This is a genomic window from Streptomyces flaveolus (assembly GCF_000716535.1).
GTDB lineage: Bacteria > Actinomycetota > Actinomycetes > Streptomycetales > Streptomycetaceae > Streptomyces > Streptomyces flaveolus_A.
In genome coordinates this window covers 16945-35852 of sequence record NZ_JNWV01000051.1, presented here as the reverse complement: position 1 = coordinate 35852, position 18908 = coordinate 16945, and the positions used below count along the sequence as shown (strand labels likewise).

The 18908-nt window shown below is 72.5% G+C and carries 16 protein-coding genes; 8 read left to right on the top strand and 8 right to left on the bottom strand.

Features of this window, described 5'->3' with window-relative positions; genetic code table 11:
* The first annotated feature begins 209 nt into the window (after positions 1 to 209).
* Genes OO52_RS40485 through OO52_RS40470 form a run of 4 tightly spaced genes read left to right on the top strand, consistent with a single transcriptional unit; the run spans position 210 to position 5345 of the window.
* Entirely contained in the window at positions 210 to 986 is a 777-nt protein-coding gene (locus tag OO52_RS40485; protein ID WP_030656270.1) for a redox-sensing transcriptional repressor Rex, read from the top strand.
* Positions 983 to 2677 (top strand): glutamyl-tRNA reductase, encoded by a 1695-nt coding sequence (locus tag OO52_RS40480; RefSeq protein ID WP_030656268.1) that lies wholly within the window; start codon positions 983 to 985, stop codon positions 2675 to 2677. The genes OO52_RS40485 and OO52_RS40480 overlap by 4 nt, the downstream gene beginning before the upstream one ends.
* Complete coding sequence (gene hemC, locus OO52_RS40475; RefSeq protein ID WP_030656266.1) at positions 2674 to 3645, top strand: hydroxymethylbilane synthase; 972 nt, start codon at positions 2674 to 2676, stop codon at positions 3643 to 3645. Before OO52_RS40480 ends, hemC begins: the two co-directional genes overlap by 4 nt.
* A complete protein-coding gene (locus tag OO52_RS40470; RefSeq protein ID WP_030656264.1) occupies positions 3642 to 5345 on the top strand; it encodes a uroporphyrinogen-III synthase in 1704 nt (567 codons plus the stop codon). Before hemC ends, OO52_RS40470 begins: the two co-directional genes overlap by 4 nt.
* Before the next feature lie 106 nt (positions 5346 to 5451).
* Here the strand turns inward: OO52_RS40470 and OO52_RS40465 are convergent, their stop codons facing one another.
* On the bottom strand, positions 5452 to 6336 hold the full coding sequence (locus OO52_RS40465) for an NAD(P)H-binding protein (RefSeq protein ID WP_030656263.1): 885 nt from the start codon (positions 6334 to 6336) through the stop codon (positions 5452 to 5454).
* On the bottom strand, positions 6333 to 6764 hold the full coding sequence (locus tag OO52_RS40460; RefSeq protein ID WP_030656261.1) for a nuclear transport factor 2 family protein: 432 nt from the start codon (positions 6762 to 6764) through the stop codon (positions 6333 to 6335). Before OO52_RS40460 ends, OO52_RS40465 begins: the two co-directional genes overlap by 4 nt.
* Positions 6765 to 6872: 108 nt before the next feature.
* Between OO52_RS40460 and OO52_RS40455 the strand changes: the two genes are divergently transcribed.
* Together OO52_RS40455 and hemB are read left to right on the top strand one after the other, a co-directional pair.
* Positions 6873 to 7451: a TetR family transcriptional regulator gene (locus OO52_RS40455; protein ID WP_030656259.1), complete on the top strand. Its 579-nt coding sequence runs from the start codon at positions 6873 to 6875 to the stop codon at positions 7449 to 7451.
* A 107-nt stretch (positions 7452 to 7558) separates the two neighbouring features.
* A complete protein-coding gene (hemB, locus tag OO52_RS40450) occupies positions 7559 to 8569 on the top strand; it encodes a porphobilinogen synthase (RefSeq protein ID WP_030656257.1) in 1011 nt (336 codons plus the stop codon).
* Here hemB and OO52_RS40445 read toward each other — a convergent pair.
* Positions 8559 to 9293, bottom strand: a complete 735-nt coding sequence (locus tag OO52_RS40445; protein WP_037630784.1) for a DUF4232 domain-containing protein — start codon at positions 9291 to 9293, stop codon at positions 8559 to 8561. The two genes, hemB and OO52_RS40445, sit on opposite strands and share 11 nt — an antisense overlap.
* Positions 9294 to 9495: 202 nt before the next feature.
* Here OO52_RS40445 and OO52_RS40440 point away from each other — a divergent pair, with 202 nt between their 5' ends.
* Positions 9496 to 10839, top strand: a complete 1344-nt coding sequence (locus OO52_RS40440) for a helix-turn-helix domain-containing protein (protein WP_030656253.1) — start codon at positions 9496 to 9498, stop codon at positions 10837 to 10839.
* A gap of 10 nt (positions 10840 to 10849) precedes the next feature.
* Here OO52_RS40440 and OO52_RS40435 read toward each other — a convergent pair whose 3' ends face one another.
* Together OO52_RS40435 and OO52_RS40430 are read right to left on the bottom strand one after the other, a co-directional pair.
* The gene (locus OO52_RS40435) at positions 10850 to 11674 is read right to left on the bottom strand and encodes a DUF4253 domain-containing protein (protein WP_030656252.1); all 825 of its coding nucleotides are present in this window, start codon (positions 11672 to 11674) and stop codon (positions 10850 to 10852) included.
* A gap of 81 nt (positions 11675 to 11755) precedes the next feature.
* Entirely contained in the window at positions 11756 to 12145 is a 390-nt protein-coding gene (locus OO52_RS40430) for a VOC family protein (RefSeq protein ID WP_030656250.1), read from the bottom strand.
* 73 nt (positions 12146 to 12218) lie between these two features.
* On the opposite strand from OO52_RS40430, the gene OO52_RS40425 reads away from it, so the two are divergent.
* Positions 12219 to 13217 carry a helix-turn-helix transcriptional regulator gene (locus OO52_RS40425; protein WP_030656248.1) on the top strand — a complete coding sequence of 333 codons (999 nt, stop codon included), beginning with the start codon at positions 12219 to 12221 and terminating at the stop codon, positions 13215 to 13217.
* Here the strand turns inward: OO52_RS40425 and OO52_RS40420 are convergent.
* Genes OO52_RS40420 through OO52_RS53415 form a run of 3 tightly spaced genes read right to left on the bottom strand, consistent with a single transcriptional unit; the run spans position 13192 to position 18815 of the window.
* Positions 13192 to 14211: an alpha/beta hydrolase gene (locus tag OO52_RS40420; protein ID WP_030656246.1), complete on the bottom strand. Its 1020-nt coding sequence runs from the start codon at positions 14209 to 14211 to the stop codon at positions 13192 to 13194. The genes OO52_RS40425 and OO52_RS40420 overlap by 26 nt on opposite strands.
* Positions 14212 to 14237: 26 nt before the next feature.
* Entirely contained in the window at positions 14238 to 15509 is a 1272-nt protein-coding gene (locus OO52_RS40415) for a CHAT domain-containing protein (RefSeq protein WP_030656245.1), read from the bottom strand.
* Between the two features lie 6 nt (positions 15510 to 15515).
* Positions 15516 to 18815: a tetratricopeptide repeat protein gene (locus tag OO52_RS53415; RefSeq protein WP_234339934.1), complete on the bottom strand. Its 3300-nt coding sequence runs from the start codon at positions 18813 to 18815 to the stop codon at positions 15516 to 15518.
* Positions 18816 to 18908 lie beyond the last annotated feature (93 nt).

Below are 18908 nucleotides of genomic sequence, written 5' to 3'. Positions count from 1 at the left end.
GTGCGGTTTTGCCCCCAGTAACGAAGGAACACCGGTGCGTATGCGCCGGTTCCCGGCGAGGGCGCAAAAGTCGCGTGACCCCGGTCACTTCTGCCGGGCAAATCGGACACCATCTTTGTGCACGCGTTCACAAAGACATAGCCTGCTGTCGACGGGGCGGTCTGGGGACGTATGACCGCCTGCAGCCCCGCTCTACCCGCAGGAGCACCGTGGCAACTGGCCGAACACACCGACCGGCGACCCGTAGCCGAGGGATTCCCGAGGCCACCGTCGCCCGGCTTCCGCTGTACCTCCGAGCCCTGACCGCTCTGTCGGAGCGCTCGGTGCCCACGGTCTCCTCCGAGGAGCTGGCCGCGGCGGCGGGGGTCAACTCCGCCAAGCTGCGCAAGGACTTCTCCTACCTGGGCTCCTACGGAACGCGCGGTGTCGGCTACGACGTGGAGTATCTCGTCTACCAGATCTCCCGCGAACTCGGCCTGACCCAGGACTGGCCGGTCGTGATCGTCGGTATCGGCAACCTCGGCGCCGCCCTCGCCAACTACGGCGGCTTCGCCTCCCGCGGCTTCCGGGTCGCCGCCCTGATCGACGCCGACCCGGCGATGGCCGGCAAGCCGGTCGCGGGCATCCCCGTCCAGCACACCGACGACCTTGAGAAGATCATCAAGGACAACGGCGTGTCCATCGGCGTGATCGCCACCCCGGCCGGTGCCGCCCAGCAGGTCTGCGACCGGCTCGTGGGCGCGGGCGTGACCTCCATCCTGAACTTCGCGCCGACCGTGCTGTCCGTCCCGGACGGCGTCGACGTCCGCAAGGTCGACCTCTCGATCGAACTCCAGATCCTCGCCTTCCACGAGCAGCGCAAGGCCGGCGAGGAGACCGCCGCGGGCGACGGCGCGCTGCCCGCCGCCGCTCCCCGTGGCGTGGCCGCCGACGACTCCGCCGACCAGGGGCCCGACGGGGACGTCCCCGCCGTGATGCCGGCATGAGTCTCCTCGTCGTCGGACTGAGCCACCGCAGTGCCCCGGTCAGCGTGCTGGAGCGGGCCGCGCTGAGCGCGGACGCCCAGACCAAGCTGCTCCAGGACACGGTCGCCGCCGAGCCCGCCGGCGAGGCCGCGGTGCTCGCCACCTGCAACCGCATCGAGCTGTACGCCGACGTGGACAAGTTCCACGCCGGTGTCGCCGAGCTGTCCACGCTGCTCGCCCAGCACAGCGGGGTCGGCCTGGAGGAACTCACTCCGTACCTGTACGTGCACTACGAGGACCGGGCCGTCCACCACCTGTTCTCGGTGGCCTGCGGGCTCGACTCGATGGTCGTCGGCGAGGGGCAGATCCTCGGCCAGATCAAGGACTCGCTGGCCCGCGCCCAGGAGCTGCACACCGCGGGCAAGCTGCTGAACGACCTGTTCCAGCAGGCCCTGCGGGTCGGCAAGCGCGCCCACTCCGAGACCGGTATCGACCGCGCCGGCCAGTCCCTGGTCACCTTCGGCCTGGAGCAGCTCGCCGTCGGGACGCCCGTCACCGACTGGGCCGCGGGCAAGAAGGCGCTGATCATCGGCGCCGGGTCGATGTCGTCCCTGGCCGCCACGACGCTCGCGCGCGCCGGGGTCGCCGAGGTCGTCGTCGCCAACCGCACCTTCGAGCGCGCCGAGCGGCTCGCCGGGATCCTCGCCGAGTCCGACGAGAACGAGGTGACCGCCCGCGCCGTGCGCATGGACGCCGTGGCCGCCGAGCTGACACGTGCCGACGTCGTCGTCTCCTGTACCGGGGCGACGGGCCTGGTGCTCACGGCGGAGGCGGTCGCGCACGCGGTCGAGGGCCGTACCGGCGCCCCCGTCGCCGACACCGGTGCCATGGCCGTCCCGTCGGAGACCGCGCGGCCCGAGGCCCCCGTGCGGCCCACCGGCATCGGCGCCGACGAGAACTGCCCGCTGGACCTGGCCGCCGTACAGCCCGGCTTCTCCGTCATGGGCGAGGCCGCCGTGGCCGGCATGGACGCGGCCACCCTGGAGCAGCACGCGGCCTGGGTCGCGGGAGGCACCGTCGACCGCCGGGAGCGCCGGACGCCCGAGGCGGACGCCGGGCTGATCACCGCGCTCGCCGCGACCGCCGCCACCGTCGGCCGGATCCCCGAGCGGCGCAGGCCCGAGCCGGTCGCCGAGCGGCCCGCGCCCTTCTTCTTCCTGCTCGACCTGGCCATGCCCCGCGACATCGACGCGGCCGTGCACCGGCTGGCCGGGGTCCGCCTGGTCGACATCGAGTCGCTGGCGGAAGCGTCCGCCGACGCGCCGATGGCGGCCGACGTGGACCAGGTCCGGCGTATCGTCTCCGACGAGGTCGCGGCCTTCGGCGCGGCACAGCGGGCGGCGCACATCACGCCGACCGTCGTCGCGCTGCGCACCATGGCCGCCGACGTCGTCGCCAGCGAGATCGCCCGCCTCGACGGCCGCCTGCCCGACCTGGACGAACGCCAGCGCGGCGAGATCCGCCAGGCCGTGCACCGGGTCGTGGACAAGCTGCTGCACGCGCCGACCGTACGGGTCAAGCAGCTCGCGGCCGAGCCCGGCGGCGCCGGGTACGCCGACGCGCTGCGCACCCTGTTCGACCTCGACCCCGAGACGGTGGCAGCCGTCTCCCGGGCCGGGGACAGCACAGACACGAAGGACCGACCGGCATGACTGAGAAGGCGTTGCGGCTGGGGACCAGGCGGAGCAAGCTCGCCATGGCCCAGTCCGGGCAGGTGGCGCAAGCCGTGCGCCAGGTGACCGGGCGGCCCGTCGAGCTGGTCGAGATCACCACGTACGGCGATGTCTCCCGTGAGGCGCTCGCGCAGATCGGCGGCACCGGCGTGTTCGTCACGGCGCTGCGCGACGCGCTGCTGAGGGGCGAGGTCGACTTCGCGGTTCATTCGCTCAAGGACCTGCCGACCACGCAGCCCGAGGAGCTGGTCCTGGCCGCCGTACCGGTGCGCGAGGACCCCCGGGACGTGATCGTCGCGCGCGACGCGCTGAAGTTCACGGACCTGCCGCGGGGCGCGCGCATCGGCACCGGTTCGCCGCGCCGCATGGCGCAGCTGAACGCGTACGCCCGTACCCACGGCCTGGACATCGAGACGGTCCCGATCCGCGGCAACGTCGACACGCGGATCGGATACGTCCGCGACGGCGAGCTGGACGCGGTCGTACTGGCCGCCGCCGGACTGAACCGGATCGGCCGGATCGACGAGGTGACCGACTTCCTGTCGGTCGACACGGTTTTGCCCGCCCCCGGCCAGGGGGCACTGGCGATCGAGTGCAGGGCGGGGAACACCGCCCAAGACGCCGCGCTCGTCGCCGCGCTCGGTGAGCTCGACGACCCGTTCACGCGGGTCGCCGTCACCGCCGAGCGGTCACTGCTCGCCGCCCTGGAGGCCGGTTGCAGCGCACCTGTCGGTGCGCTGGCCGACCTTCTGGCCGACGGGCAGATTGTCAAGGAAATGCGCCTGCGCGGCGTCGTCGGGACGACCGACGGCACCCGCATGGTGCAGCTGTCCACCACCGGTCCCGTGCCCCAGACGCACGACCGGGCGACGGCACTCGGTCGCGAACTCGCCACCGAGATGCTCGCCCAGGGCGCGGCCGGTCTGATGGGGGAGCGAGCACAGTGAGCCCCACCACTCTTCCCGCCGGTCCGGAACACGGGCACGTCACCTTCCTCGGTGCCGGACCCGGGGATCCGGGACTGCTGACTCTGCGCGCCGTGGAGGCGCTGTCGCACGCGGACGTCCTGGTCGCCGAGCACGAGGTGCTCGACGTCATCCGGACGCACGCGCGGCAGGGCGTCTCCGTGGTGCAGACGGACGCGGACTCCGCCGCGGTGTCCCCGCCGGGCACGCCCCAGCTGACGGTCGTTGACGGCACGTCAACACCCGCCGCTGTCCCGGCTCCTGCTCGGGATGCCGCTCATCTTGTCATGGAGGCCGCGCGGGGCGGCAGGCGGGTCGTCCGTGCGGTGTCCGGGGACCCGGGACTGGATACGAACGCGGCGGAGGAAATGCTCGCCTGCGCGGCGGCCGGGGTGCCCTTCGAGGTCGTCCCCGGTGTCGCGGCGGCGGTCGGCGTGCCCGCGTACGCCGGTGTGCCGCTGCGGGACGCGCAGGGCGCGGACGTCCGGTTCGTGGACGCCCGGACCGCCTCCGACCGGTGCTGGACGGAGGTGGGCGCGTCGGACGGCACGGTGGTGGTGTCGACGACCCTGGACTCGGTCGCCGCCGCGGCGGGTGAGCTGGTCGCGGCCGGCCGCAAGCCGGACACCCCGCTGACGGTGACGGTCGCCGGAACGACGACCCGGCAGCGGACCTGGACGGCGACGCTCGGCACGATCGCGCAGACGCTGAAGCAGGCGAAGGTGCTGCCGTCGCCGGACGGCGGCCGGCCGGTGATAGCCGTGGTCGGCGAGCGTTCCGCCGCCGCCCGGCGCGACGAGCTGTCGTGGTTCGAGTCCAAGCCGCTGTTCGGCTGGAAGGTGCTCGTGCCGCGCACGAAGGAGCAGGCGGCGTCGCTCTCCGACCAGTTGCGGTCCTACGGCGCGGTGCCGCACGAGGTCCCGACGATCGCGGTGGAGCCCCCGCGCACCCCGCAGCAGATGGAGCGGGCGGTCAAGGGCCTGGTGACGGGCCGCTACGAGTGGATCGCGTTCACCTCGGTCAACGCGGTGAAGGCCGTTCGGGAGAAGTTCGAGGAGTACGGCCTCGACGCGCGTGCCTTCGCGGGCATCAAGGTGGCCGCGGTGGGCGAGCAGACCGCCAAGGCGCTGGTCGCCTTCGGTGTGAAGCCGGACCTGGTGCCGAGCGGGGAGCAGTCGGCCGCCGGTCTGCTGGAGGACTGGCCGCCGTACGACCCGGTGTTCGACCCGATCGACCGTGTCTTCCTGCCCCGGGCCGACATCGCGACCGAGACCCTGGTCGCCGGTCTGATCGAGCTGGGCTGGGAGGTGGACGACGTCACGGCCTACCGGACCGTGCGCGCGTCGCCGCCGCCGGCCGAGACCCGGGAGGCGATCAAGGGCGGCGGCTTCGACGCGGTCCTCTTCACGTCCTCGTCCACGGTCCGGAACCTGGTGGGCATCGCGGGCAAGCCGCACAACGTGACGGTGATCGCGTGCATCGGGCCGGCGACGGCGAAGACCGCCGAGGAGCACGGGCTGCGGGTCGACGTCATGGCCCCGGAGCCGTCCGTGCACAAGCTGGCGGAGGCGCTGGCGGACTTCGGCATGAAGCGGCGCGCCGCCGCGCTGGAGGCCGGTGACCCGGTGACCCGGCCGAGCGAGCGCCGGCCGGGTGCCCGCCGGAGGCGGTCGACCACCTAGCCCGTCCACCCGTCCACCCGTCCACCCGGAGCTCTTCGCCGAGGGCGGGCGGGTGGTCTGCTGTCCGCCGCCCGGCACGGTGCCCACCCGGCACGGTGCCGATCGGCTACGGCATGCCGGGTTCGGGCCGGTGGGAGGAGCCCGTATCCCGTCGTACGACCTCGCGGAAGCCGTGTGGCGGGCGGCCCGTGAGGCGGAGGACGGTGTCGGTGACGCGGTCCTCGGCTCCGTCGGCGATGGCGCGGTCCATGGCCGCCAGCATCTGCGTGAACTCGGCCGGGATGCCCGCCGTCCGGGTCAGGTGATCCCGCAGTTGCCCGGCGGTCAGCGCGCGGTGGACGACCGGGCGGCCGGTGACCTCGGTGCAGATCCTCGCGATGTCGTCGTAGGACAGCGCTTCCGGGCCGGTCAGGACCAGGTCCGCGTTGGGTGCCCGGTCGGCGGTCAGGGCGGTGGCGGCGACCGCCGCGATGTCGTCGGCGTCGACGAAGCCCACCCGGCCCGTGCCGGTCGCGGACCGGACGACGCCCTCCTCGCGGATGCCGGTGGCGTGCGCGTGGTCGCCGGTGAAGTTCTGCATGAACCACGAGGGCCGCAGCACCGCCCACTCCTCGAACAGGCCGGGCAGCGCCTCGTGGACCGCGCCCACGGCCGGGCCGCCCGCCGGAATGGCCGAGGAACCGAGCAGGACGGCCCGGCGCACCCCGTGGGCGCGGGCCCGCTCCAGGAAGGGCAGCATGACGGCGGCCGGAGCCGGGTCACCCACGGGAGGGACCAGGTACACCCGGTCGGTGCCGGTCAGGGCCGCGTCGTGGCTCGTGGGGTCGTACCAGTCGAAGCGGACCGCGTCGGCGCCCGCCACCGGGCGCGCACGGCGGGACGCCGCCCGCACCCGGTGCCCGCCGGCGACCAGCCGGGCCGCGGTACGGCTGCCGGTGGTGCCGGTGGCACCCGTGACCAGCGTGGTGCCGGAGCCCGTCGCGCCCGTCATCGGGTGCTGCCCGGGAAGTCGGCCGCGGGGTCCTGGACGGCGAGCGGGTTCCAGTAGTCGCGGTAGGAGGTGATGCGGCCGTCCCGGACCTCGACGACCGCGATGTACGTCATGTCGAAGGGGGCGCCGGTGCGCACCAGCCGGCCCACTCCGCGCATCTCCACCACGATGGTCCCCGGCTCGGTGGTCTCGTGGACGCGCAGTTCGGGGAAGTCGTGCAGGTCGATGTGGTCCGGGTAGTCGCGCATGTAGGCGGCGACGGCTTGTCTGCCCTCCAGCCGCCGGGGCCAGCCGTCCGGCGCGAACGGGAACTCCATGACGCCGTCCTCGTCCCACAGGGCGACCCAGTCGTCGATCTTCTTGTCCAGCAGCAGCCGCAGCCCGTGGCGGTAGAGGTCGCCGGGGGCGCGGGAAGGTGTCGCGGACATGGGGGTCTCCGTCTCCTGGGAGTTTCGTAGGATGGCCAATGCGGACCCGGGGTCCGCTTCAATCGAAAATACGGACCCGAGGTCCGGATTGCAATCGGGAGACACCTCATGGCCGAGCGCAAGCCGCGCAAGGACGCCGTGCGCAACCGCGCCGCGCTGCTCGCGGCCGCCGACGATCTCTTCGCGCGCTCCGCGCACCCGGAGGACGTCACGATGGCCGACGTCGCGGCGGCCGCCGGAGTCGGCAAGGCCTCGCTGTTCCGCGCGTTCGGCGACCGCACCGGTCTGATCCGCGCGCTCTACGCAGCCCGGCTGGAACCGATCGAGCGGGCCGTGGCCGAGGGGCCGGCCCCGCTCGGACCCGCCGCCCCTCCGCTGGAACGCGTCCCCGCCCTGCTGGACGCCCTGCTCACCTTCAAGTTCGACAACCGGCACCTCGCGCTGGCCCTGGAGTCGACCATCGGCGCCAGCCCCTACCGGATGGACCACTACGACCGGTGGCACGACCTGCTGCGCGCTGTACTGGCGCGGGTCCCCGGCCTCGGCGACGGCGACTTCGCCGCGCACGCCCTGCTCGCCGCCGTCCGCGCCGACCTGGTCGAGCACCTGGCCGGGGACCGGGGCGTGGACCGGGAGCGGATGCGGGCCGGACTCGCGGCCTTCACGGCACGGGTACTGGGCGTCTGAGGTGCGCGGTGCCCGGCTTCCCGGGCGCCCGAGGGGCCGTTCGGGGCCTGCCGCGTCCGACACCGCGTCGGCAAAGGCGCAGGCCGGGCGGGCGTAGCGTAGAGGGCATGACGAAGTACGGATCCTTCCCCGGTACGCGTCCCCGACGGTTGCGCACCACCCCCGTCATGCGCCGCATGGTCGCCGAGACCCGGCTGCACCCCGCCGACCTCATCCTCCCGGCGTTCATCCGGGAGGGCGTCAGCGAGCCGGTGCCGATCGCGGCGATGCCCGGTGTCGTGCAGCACACCCGGGACAGCCTGAAGAAGGCCGCGCTGGAGGCCGTGGAGGCAGGGGTCTCCGGGATCATGCTGTTCGGCGTGCCGGAGGAGTCCAAGAAGGACGCCCGGGGCACCGTCGGCACCGACCCGGACGGGATCCTCCAGGTCGCCCTCCGGGACGTCCGCGCCGAGGTCGGCGACGACCTGCTCGTCATGTCCGACCTCTGCCTGGACGAGTTCACCGACCACGGGCACTGCGGGGTGCTGGACGCCGAGGGGCGCGTCGACAACGACGCCACCCTGGAGCGGTACGCCGAGATGGCCCAGGTGCAGGCCGACGCCGGCGCCCATGTCGTCGGCCCCAGCGGGATGATGGACGGCCAGATCGGCGTCATCCGTGACGCGCTCGACCAGATCGGCCGCGAGGACGTCGCGATCCTCGCCTACACCGCCAAGTACTCCTCGGCGTTCTACGGCCCCTTCCGGGAGGCCGTCGCCTCCTCCCTCCAGGGCGACCGCAAGACCTACCAGCAGGACCCGGCCAACTGGCGCGAGTCCCTGCGGGAGCTGGAGCTGGACCTCGCCGAGGGCGCCGACATGGTGATGGTCAAGCCGGCCGGCCCCTACCTCGACATCCTCGCCCGGGTCGCGGACGCCGTGGACGTGCCCGTCGTCGCCTACCAGATCTCCGGCGAGTACTCGATGGTCGAGGCCGCCGCCGAGAAGGGCTGGGTGGACCGGGACCGGGCCGTCTTCGAGACCCTGACCGGCATCAAGCGGGCCGGGGCGCGCACCATCCTCACCTACTGGGCCACCGAGGCGGCCCAGAAGCTGAGCCGGGCCCCGTTCACCAGCTGAGGGCGTCGTCCCTCTCCTGCTGCCAGTACGTCACCTTCAGCGAGCTGTCGTAGTAGACGCCCTTGGCAGGCAGGGACGGCGTCGCGGACGGGCCGCCGCTGCTGTTCGGGGTGAGGCCCTGGAAGCCCACCGTCAGCCTGCGGGCCGTCATCCCGCCGGTGCCGCTGCCGTCGGCGGCCGACAGCAGCACGCCCGCGTACCCCGACTCGCCGGGCGCCAGGGAGACCACGGCCTGCGGCTGGGTGCCCCGGTCCGCCTGCGGCACCCACTGCATCTGGTCGAAGCGGAGCACGGGGTAGTACGGCAGCTCGCAGGCCTTGCCGCCGGTGTTCTTCACGGTGATCAGCATGTGGTTGAGGGGCCGGGCGACCGGCTGCGCGGTGACGGTGGTGTTCGCGCCGTCGCACAGCACCACCGAGGTGACGGAACCGCCGGTGCCGCCCCGGGTGCCGCGCGCGGCGGGAGAGGCGCTCGGCCGGGCGCCGGGTGCGCCGGTACGGGCCACGGGTGTCCCGTTCGCCGTACGGCCGCCGGTGCCGGCCTCGGGCGTCCCCGACGCGGCCTTCCCCGTGGCCTTCCCCGGCGCGGTCTTCTCCGCCGACGCCGTCGGGGTCGTCGGCCGGGAGGCGCCCTCGTCCTCGGTGCCGGTCCCGTTGCCGCACGCCGTGAGCGCGAGGGCGGCGACGGCGGTGCCGGTGGCGGCGAGCAGACGGATATGGCGCATTCGCATGGCAAGTCCTCTTTCGGGCTGGGCCGGTTGACGTGCTTGGATGACCACAGCCTGTGGGCGGGTCCGTCCCGGCGGCCAGCAGTGGCCGCGGATCCGGGACGCTGGAACGCCCGCACCGGCTTTGACCTGCGGGAACAGTCCCTCCCTGGAACGCCGGGGTGGGACGAGGGGGGACGGAGAAACGGTGTCGGAAGGCATGCCCGAGAGCGGTTTCGCGGAGCTGCTGCGGGAGTTGAAGGACCGCTCCGGGCACAGCTACGGCACGCTCGCCAAGCGGCTGCACATGAGTACGTCGACGCTCCACCGGTACTGCAACGGGGACGCCGTACCGGCGGACTACGCGCCCGTGGAGCGGCTCGCCCGGCTGTGCAAGGCCACGCCCGAGGAACTCGTGGAGCTGCACCGGCGGTGGGTGCTGGCGGACGCGTGGCGGGGGCGGAAGGAGCCGTCCGCGGCGGCGGTGACGGAACCCGAGCCGGTGCCGGGGCCGGTGGCCGAACCCGAGCCGGTGCCGGTGCCGGTGGCCGAACCCGAGCCGGTGCCGGTGCCGGTGGCCGAACCCGAACCCCGGCCGGCGTCAGAGGCGGCGCCGGCCGCTCCCCGGCGCCGGAGCCGTCGCACTGCCGTCCTCGCCGCCCTGACCGTCACCGCACTGCTCGGCGCCGTGGCGGTCGCGCTGAACCTGCCCGCCGGGCACTCAGGTGACGGGGAGCGGGACGGTCGTGAGGGCCGGGACGGCAAGGGCACCACGGTCACCTGGGGAGCCGCCGCCCGGGACAGCGCGTCGCCGGTGCCGACGGCCGGGAGCCCGGCGCCGCGCCGGTCCGCCACCCGCTCGGCCTCCCCCTCACCCGAGACCCCCGCCGCCCGCGGGGGCACCCCGGCGGACGGCTCGGGTGCCGCCGCCACGGCGGGGCGGACCACAGCCGCCCCGCCGCTCACCGTCACCACCCACCCCTTCAGCTGGCAGAGCCCCTGCTCCCAGCACTACCTGATCGACCGGCCGCCCACCGCCGTCGCCCCGCCGCCGCTGGAGCAGGACGCGCCCGCCTGGGTGGATGTGCACAAGGCGGTCTCGGCGGGGGAGCAGTTCGTCACCTTCACGGTGCAGGGCACCGGCACGGAGACCGTCGTCCTGGAGAAGCTGTCCGTGCGCATGGCGGGCAAGCGGTCACCGCTCGCCTGGAACGACTACGCCATGGGCTATCCCGGCGTCGGCTGCGGCGGCGATGTGCCGACCCGCTCCTTCACCGTCGCCCTGGACGCGATGCGCCCGGCGCCCGTACCGGAGGCCGGGAGCCGGGACTTCCCGTTCAAGGTGAGCCGGTCCGATCCCGAGGTCTTCCACGTCACGGCGGACGCGTCCGCCTACGACGTCAGTTGGTACCTGGAGCTGTCCTGGTCCAGCGGGGACCGGCACGGCACGCTGGTGATCGACGACGCCGGCCGGCCGTTCCGCACCAGCGGCGACAACGGCCGGCCCGCGTACGCCTTCCCGCTCGGCGGCGAGAAGTGGCAACCGGCGTCGCAGGCCGACTGACGTCTCCGGATCACTCCCACCAGAAGGACCAACTCGTGGCGCCGACCAGCTCCTTGGCGTACGCCCCCACGCTCCCCGGGCCGCTCTGCACCACGGAGTTCGGGCACAGGGCGTAGTGCTCGGCGGCCAGCACCTCGGCGTCGTCGAGGGCGGTGGGCGGCGCCGCCACGGACACCACCAGGGCGTCCGGCCCGAGCGCCACCACCCGGACCCCGAACCGGTCCTCCCACGAACGCAGCACCGCGCAGATCCGGGCCACGTCGCCGTCGTGGTCCAGGGTGCCGGTCCAGCCGATCGCCGCCGGTATGTCGGCGGACCGGCGCGCCGGTACGAGGGCCAGGTGCGGCTCCTCGATCCACTCGGCCCACGTGCTCAGGTCCTGGTGCAGCGCGTCGGCGACCTGCGCGGCCCGGCTCTCCGGATCGGCGGCCAGGAGGCCGGCGGACGCGAGCCCCGGCCACTGCGTGCCGAACGGCTCGATCTCCTCGCTGACATGCCCGTCGGTCTCCTCCACCCAGTACTCCGACAGCACGTCCTCGGCCTCGTGGTCCCCCGGGTACGACGCCTCGCCCGGCAACAGCACCCAGTCCTCGACCCCGGCCCGGCAACCGGCCAGATCCACCAGCACCGGCAGCAGCCCGGCACGGGCCGCCGGCGCGCCCAGCGCCTTCCAGGTGCCGGGCGAGGAGGGCTTCTCCGCATGCCACAGCAGGGGCTCGTGCCAGGGTCCGTCGTCCGTCTCGTCCACCAGCCTGCCGGGAGGCAGTCGAAGACCGAGGGAACGCCCACTGGGGTCGGTGGCCAGCTTGGGCAGCGGGTTGGGAAGAGTCGCCATACCGGTGACTGTAAAGCCCGCCACTGACAACGCCGTTGAGCAGCACGGTCGTCGGTGGCGGGCCGGCCGTACGGCCCGGTGTCAGACCAGGGTCGTGATGCAGAACGGGTGCCCCGCCGGGTCCAGCAGGACCCGCCAGCGGTCCGGCTGCGGCTGGGCCTCCGGCTTGGTCGCGCCCAGCTTCAGCAGACGCTCCTCGGCCGTGTCCAGGTCGTCCACGCCCACCTCGATGTGCGCCTGCTTCTCCTGGGCGGGGTCCGGCCAGGTCGGCGGGCGGTAGTCGGCCAGGCGGTTGAAGCCCAGTCCCGCCGCCCCGTCGGTGCCGCCCAGCAGCACGAAGTCGTCGGAGGAGTAGGTGACGGGCAGGCCGAACACCTCGCCGTAGAAACGGGACAGTTCGATCGGGTCCGCACAGTCGAAGGTGACGGCGGCATAGCGGAACGCGGGCGCGGAAGTGGTGTCCGTACTCATGGGGACGACCCTAGGACGTGACCAGGACAGGTTCGGTCCTGGTTGTGAGAGCCGGTGTGGAAAACTTCCGCCCGTGCTCAGCGCCTCCGCCCGTCTGCTCCGCCTGCTCGCGCTGCTCGCCGCCCGGCCCTCGTGGACCTGCGCCGAGCTGGCCGAGCGCATGGCCGTCACCGACCGCACGGTCCGGCGGGACGTCGCCAGACTGCGGGAGCTCGGGTACACCGTCGACTCCGGCGCCGGTCCCTGGGGCGGTTACCGGCTCCGGGCGGGCTCGCGCGTGCCGCCGCTGATCCTGGACGACGAGGAGGCCCTGGCCGTGGCCGTGGGGCTGCGGGAGGCCGCGTTCGGCGGAGCCCTCGGCGGGGACCAGGCCGCGCTGTCCGCGCTGCTCAAGCTGCGGCAGGTGCTGCCGCCCCGGATCGCCGACCGGCTGGGGGAGTGGGACGACGCCCTCGTGCGGCTCCCCTGGCCCGAGGAACCACGGATGCGGCCCGGCATGCTGCTGGAGCTGGCAGCCGCCTGCCGGCGCGGTGAGCGGGCCCGGCTGTCGTACCGCGACGGGCAGGACCGGCACACGGTCCGGGACGTCGATCCGTACCGGCTCGTCCACACCGGCCGGCGCTGGTACTTCGTCGCCCGGGACGTGACCCGGGGCTGGCGGACCTTCCGGGCCGACCGGGTCGAACGGCTCCAGCCCACCGGCCGGCCCGTGGAGATCACCGACCCCCCGGACCCGGCCCAGCTCGTCTCCCGCAACACCGCCAACGGCCCCTACCCGATGTCGGCCACGATCCGGCTGCCGCTGCCCCTGGCGGACGCGCTGCGGGTCGTACCGCCCACCGTCGGCACCCACCGCGCCGACGGCCCGGACGCCACCCTCGTGGACATCGGCGGCCCGGACGCGGACGGTCTCGCCCGCTACCTGCTGGGCCTCGCCACCCCCCTGCGCGTCCTCGCCCCGGACGCCGTACGGGAGGCCTTCGTCCGCTTGGCGCGGGAGCTTGCCGAGGAGAACGCCGCTCAGGGGCCGGCGGAGCGGACAGAAGTCAGCGGGAGCGCTCCGCCAGTGTGAGCATCAGGTGAGCTGACTCGGCCCGCTGGAAGTCCGAATGGGCGCCCGCGGGAGCAAGGCGGGTGAGCCTGCCGCCCCGGTAGAGCCAGCCGGCATCCACATTGACGATGCGGTGGTCCAGTGCCTGCTGGGGATACACGGCGTCCGTGGGGAGCAACCGGGTGGGGAACGGGGGCACCGGAGCGGCACCGGCACCGGAGTGCCCGATGCCGGGAGCTCCTTCGGCGCGCAGATGCCAGAAGCCCGTGGCCCGGTCCCAGCGGGAATGCGTCAGGACGAGAGGCCCCCGGAGCGGCGCGCCCGGGGTCTGCCCGGAGGGAAACAGCCGGGGGAAGTGGCGGACGAACGCGTCGCGGGGTGCGGCCATCTGGAAGATGAGCATGCTGTCGACCGTGAAGGGCTGCCGGGGGTCCCGAGGCGTGCTCCAGCCGAGGACAGGAGGCCGCGGTGGCCGTTCGGCCGCCCGCTGCACCGCCTCGCAAAGGAACCTTCCACCGAAGGAATGTCCCACGAGGTGCAGGTACTGCCCCGAGCGGTTGGCCAGGACCGAGGGGTGGGCCGGATCGGCGCGCCGGTCGTCCAGATAGCCGAGAAGGTGGGCGAGTACGTAGGGTGCCTGGCCAGCGCCCTGGGCGCTCATCGCATGGGCCCGGTCCCGGATCCTGCGGTAACCCTTCAGCGAGGGCAGGCTGGAGGAGGGCCAGCGGACCACCACGCACCAGGGCCGGTAGCCCGAGATCACGCCCGGATACAGTCCTGGCCGGGCGGATCGCAGGTCCAACGCCTGCCGGAGCAGCCGCGCCGCGGTCTGTGTCGCTGTGCCGGGCGCGGTCTGCCAGCCGTGGACGTACACGTATATGTCGCTCGCCCAGGCCGGGATCCGCAGATGGCGTTCCAGATGTTCGCGGATCCTCGGGGCTGGTACCGGCGTGCGGGTGCCCGGTGCCTGGATCCTCCCCTGTTCGTCCAGGTCGATTTCCGCGGGCCGGGGCAAGGGCCTGGGGCTCGTTCGCGTGCGGGTCACGAGGAGAGGTCCAGTCTGCTGTCGAGGCCGCAGTGCAACGAGTAGGTGAGGGCGAGTGGGTTGCGGAAGTCCTCGGCGAAACGGCGCACCAGTCCTCGGCTGATCTCTCCCGCCGTGTGGCCCCCGCTCAGGTAGAGGTTGAGGAACTCGTACGCGTACTCGCTCGCGAAGTCCTGGGGTATCTCGATCTGCGGTCCCAACACGCCGTCGGCGCCGAACTTGATGAGCGCCTGGCCGAGGTGCTCCAACTGGGGAGCGGCCGCCGGCTGCCCGGCGTGGCATGCGTTGAGCAGGACGAACGGCTTGAAGCGGGTACGCGCGGAGTACTTGATGCGGCTGCGCCTGAGTTCGATGCTGTCGGCGTCGATGTGCCGCTCGTCGGAGAGCCGGAGCACCAGGTGCGGGTGGGGCGAACCGTTGTCGACGAAGTGGCCGTGGCACCAGAAGTACATGAGGTCTTCGTCGAAATGCGCACCGGACAACGCTTCCAGGAGTGGGCCGGCCTCGGTGCGCACGGTGAGCCTGGAGCGTTCGTCCAGCAGTTTGCGCACGTCGGGTGCTCTGCCGACTGAGTCCAGCTGGGTGTCGGTGTTGAGGCTGGTGATCGCCTGGGCGCGCGAGCCCCATGGAACGTCGTACATCGGCCATGTGCCGCCGGTCTGTTCGATCTGGTGCCGGTAGCCGAGGAAGGAGCCCCATGGCCCGCCGTGGTCCCTCGGATCCAGGGACAGCATCGGCCAGGGCAGATAGATGTCCGAGTCGAAGCTGATCCGCAGCGACCGCTCGCTGCCCAGGATGTCCGTGAAGAGTGCCCGCAGCGAGCGCTCCTCATGGGTGTCGCCGCCGAGCAGGCAGTCGAGCAGGAAGGACCCCTCCTCCGCCATCTCACCCGTCAACCGGTCCGCCAGGTCGGCGCGAGCGGACAGATCAGCGGACTCGGCGAGCGGGTAGCGGACCTCTCCGTCGATCATCTCCGTGTGGCACACCAGGCGGTCCCGCCACATCGTGCGCAGCCTCGCGGCTTTCCGCACCAGGGCCGGGGCCTTTATTGAAAGGGAGGCACGCGGCGACCGGGTGCGCAGGCGAGGCACGGCCGACCCCAGGATCAGCAGATCGAGATCACCTCCGTGGTCTTGGCGCAGCACGACGCTGAGATCCAGCGGTTCACTGCGCGACGGGTGCTTGTCCGAGCCGGTGCGCTGCCGTGGCAGCACCGTGTAGTCGAGCGAGGGATTGCTGCGTATGTCGACGGTCAGGTCCTGGGGCATGGTCGGTCAGTCTCTCCCCGGGGAACTCGGAGCAGGGGGTACGGGGACGTGGACGGTCGCCTCCAGGTCCTGCAGCACGAAGCCGTACTCCTGGTCGTAGACGGTGAACCGGACGCGATGCGTGCCGGGTTCCTTGGCGGTGAAGCTGAACCGGGCCGGCTCGCCTCCGGCCACGTATTCCTGCGCGGCCGGCTCGATCGCCGCCGCCGTGCGCGCTCCCGCCACCAGCAGCAGCGGCGGCAGCTCCGGCGTCGCCGTGCCCCCGGAGCGTTCCAGCCACACCTCGATGGCCGCTCTCGTTCCGACACCGGGGTTGTCCAGGAGGGTCACGCGGGGCAGCCAGGCGGGTCGCAGCCGGGCCAGCTGGCCGCGGAGCGCCTCCAGGCGCGGATGGTCCGGGCCGAGCAACCGCTCCCAGCGCGTCAGCAACTCGTCGTGGGACGGCTCAGCGTCGTGCTGTCCCGCTTCCGCGCGGACGAACGCCAGCATGGTCAGGCTGTCCAACGTCTCCGGGGCGTCGGGACCGAGGACGTGTTCGCGTCCGTCGTGCACCGCCCGCAGCAGCCGTACGGCTCCCTCGGCATCGCCTGCTTCGGCCATCGCACGGGCCAGATTCTCCGTCCACGTGGGATAGCCGTCGTCGGCGCGTTCCAGACACACCATCACGACCGACCTGGCAAGGTCATCGGCGCTTCCGTCCGCTGCTTGCCGGTGCGCCTCGGCGATGCCCTCGGGAGTGCTGGGAAACCCTGACCGTTCCAGCAGCCGGGCCCGGTCGGCGAGCGACGCGCGCTGGACGACGAGGGCGCCCTCGGGGTCGTCCGCCTGCAGCAGTGCGTAGGCCAGGCCGTCCCGTAACCGGAGCGGGACGCGATGGCAGGGGCCGTACACCCTCGTCGCATCCTCGACGAGCCGTTCGAACCGGGCCACCGCTCGCGTCGGCGGGCCGAACTCGGTGGCCATCAGCGCGAGACAAGCGCGGGCGCGCAGGGTCGTGGGGTGATCCTCCGCCAGGACGGTCCGGCAGTCGCGGAGCAACTCCTCCATGACCGCGATCGCCCGCCAGTGATCGCCCGCGTCCCGGCAGGCGAAGGCCAGATCCACTCGCCATTCGACGGTACTGGGGTGCAGCGGACTGTGCAGCCGAAAACCGTCGGCGGCCAGCGAGTCCAGTTCGCCCACGGCCTCCTTGTAGGCGCCGGAGAGCCTGAGGACCCGAGTGAGCGCATTGCGTGCGCTGAGCACCGTGGGGTGGTCGGCGTCCCGCACCCGTATGAGATCGGCCAGCCGCTCCCTCTGGAGACGGACGGACTGGGCATAGTGCCCTGCCGCGCGGTGGGCGAACGCGAGCCTGCCCCGTGCCGTGAAGGTCAGCGGGTGATCGGGGCCCAGGAAACGGACGCAGTCGGCGACGAGCCGTTCGGACAGGAGGATGGCCTGCGCGGTCTCGCCCGACTGCTGACGCACCAGGGCGAGGGTGAGCCGGGCATCGAGAGTGTCGAGGTGGGATTCCCCCAGTGTGCGTTCCCGGTCCGCCACCACCGCCAAGGCATCGCGCAGGGCGCCGGCGAAGTCGTCGGCGTCGAGCCGGGCACGTGCCAGCCAATACCGTGAGGTGAGAACTTGGGGGTGGTCGCGTTCTTGGAACCGCAGCCGCCGGTCCAACCAGTGCTTACGGACCCGAACAGCCCGTTCGTATTCCGCCGCGCTTCGGCAGGCGCTGGCGAGATTCTCACCAGCGATGATCGTGGCCAGGTGGAGGGGACCCTGGATGCGTTCGCGGTCCGCCACGAGCGCTTCGAACTCGGCGATCGCCCGGCTGTGTTCCTCCGCCAGCTGGTGCGTGAAGGCCAGCCAGTTTCGGGCGAGCAACGTCTTGGGATGGTCCGGATGCCGTAGTCGCCCCCAGTCGTCGACGCTCTGCCGGGAGAGAACCTCCGCCCGCTGGTACTCGCCTGCGTTGCGGCACGCGGCGGCCAGATCATCGCGGGCGTCGAGCGTATCGGGGTGATCGGCTCCGTGCAGGCGTCTCCGGGCGGTCCAGATCGCCTCGAACTCGGCAAGCGCGAGCTGGTACTCCTCGGCGTCGCCGTAGGACAGGGCAAGGTCGCGACGGGCGTCCAGCGTCCGCGGGTGGTCCTCTCCCTTGAGGCGGATCCACCGGTTGATCACGTTTTCGAACAGGGACCTGGCCTCGTCGTGGCGCTCGGCGGCTGCGCAGGTGTGGCCGAGGTTCCCGCAGACCACGAGGGTGTCGGGATGGTCTTCGCCGAACACCCGCCGGTAATCGGCCACGAGTGAGACGAACTCGTCGATCGCGCGCTGGTACTCTCCCGCGTACTTGCGGCAGAGGGCCACCTCGTTGCGTGCGATCAGTGTGGTTCGGCTGTCCGCGCCGTGAAGCCGGAGGCGGTAGCCGAGGACGTCCTCGTAGATCTCGATCGCGCGCCGGTATTCGCCGGCCGACCGGAGCGCCCAGGCCAGCTGGTGCCTGGCCTCCAGCAGAGCGGGGTGGTCGACTCCCTGGACCCGCTGACGGTCCGCGACGAGTGCCTCCCACGCGGAGATCGAACGGTAGTACTCGCCGGCCAGACGGTAGGCCTCGGCGAGCCAGCCTCTGGTGTTGAGGACGTCCTGGTGATCCGCTCCCAGCGCACGCTCCATCTCTTCGAGGAGCTGCTGGTACAGGCTGATCGCCGCGGCGTACTCCTGGGCGGTGGTGTACGCCCCGCCCAGCGCCCGGCGCGTGAGGTACACGTCCTGGTGCCCGGGGCCCAGGACACGCACCTGGTCGTCCACCAGAGCGCGGAACTCGGTGGCGGCACGCTCCGGGTAACCCGCCAGCTGACGGCAGCGGGCCAGGTTCCACCGCGTATCGAGGACTCGCGGGTGGTCGTCACCCATAATCCGGATCCGGTCGCGCAGGAGGCGCTCGTACCGGGCGATGGCCTGATCGTGCTCGGAAGCCGCCTGGTACGCGTAGGCGAGATTCTCGGCGGCGGTCAGTGTGGCGAGGTGGTCCTCCCCCTGGATGCGGATGCGGTCGTCGAGGAGGACCTGAAGCTCCGCGATCGCTCGGGGATGATCCCCGGCTAACTGCCGGGTGTAGGCGAGGGCGTTGCGGGTGGACAGTGTCTCGGGGTGCTCCCGGCCCCGGACCCTGGCATAGTCTTCGACCAGGTGCTCGTATTCCGCTAGCGCTTGCGCGTAGTCCCCGAGGGCCCGATGGGCGTAGGCGACGTCGTAACGGTAGTCGAGCGTGTCGGGGTGATCGGGGCCCTGGCACCGTTCACTGTCTTCGACCAGTGCTGCGAATTCCGGGAGGGCCGCGGCGGGGCCCTTGGCTTCCAGCAGGGCGTAGGCCAGACTCTGGCGGGTCTTCAGTGTTTCCGGATGGTT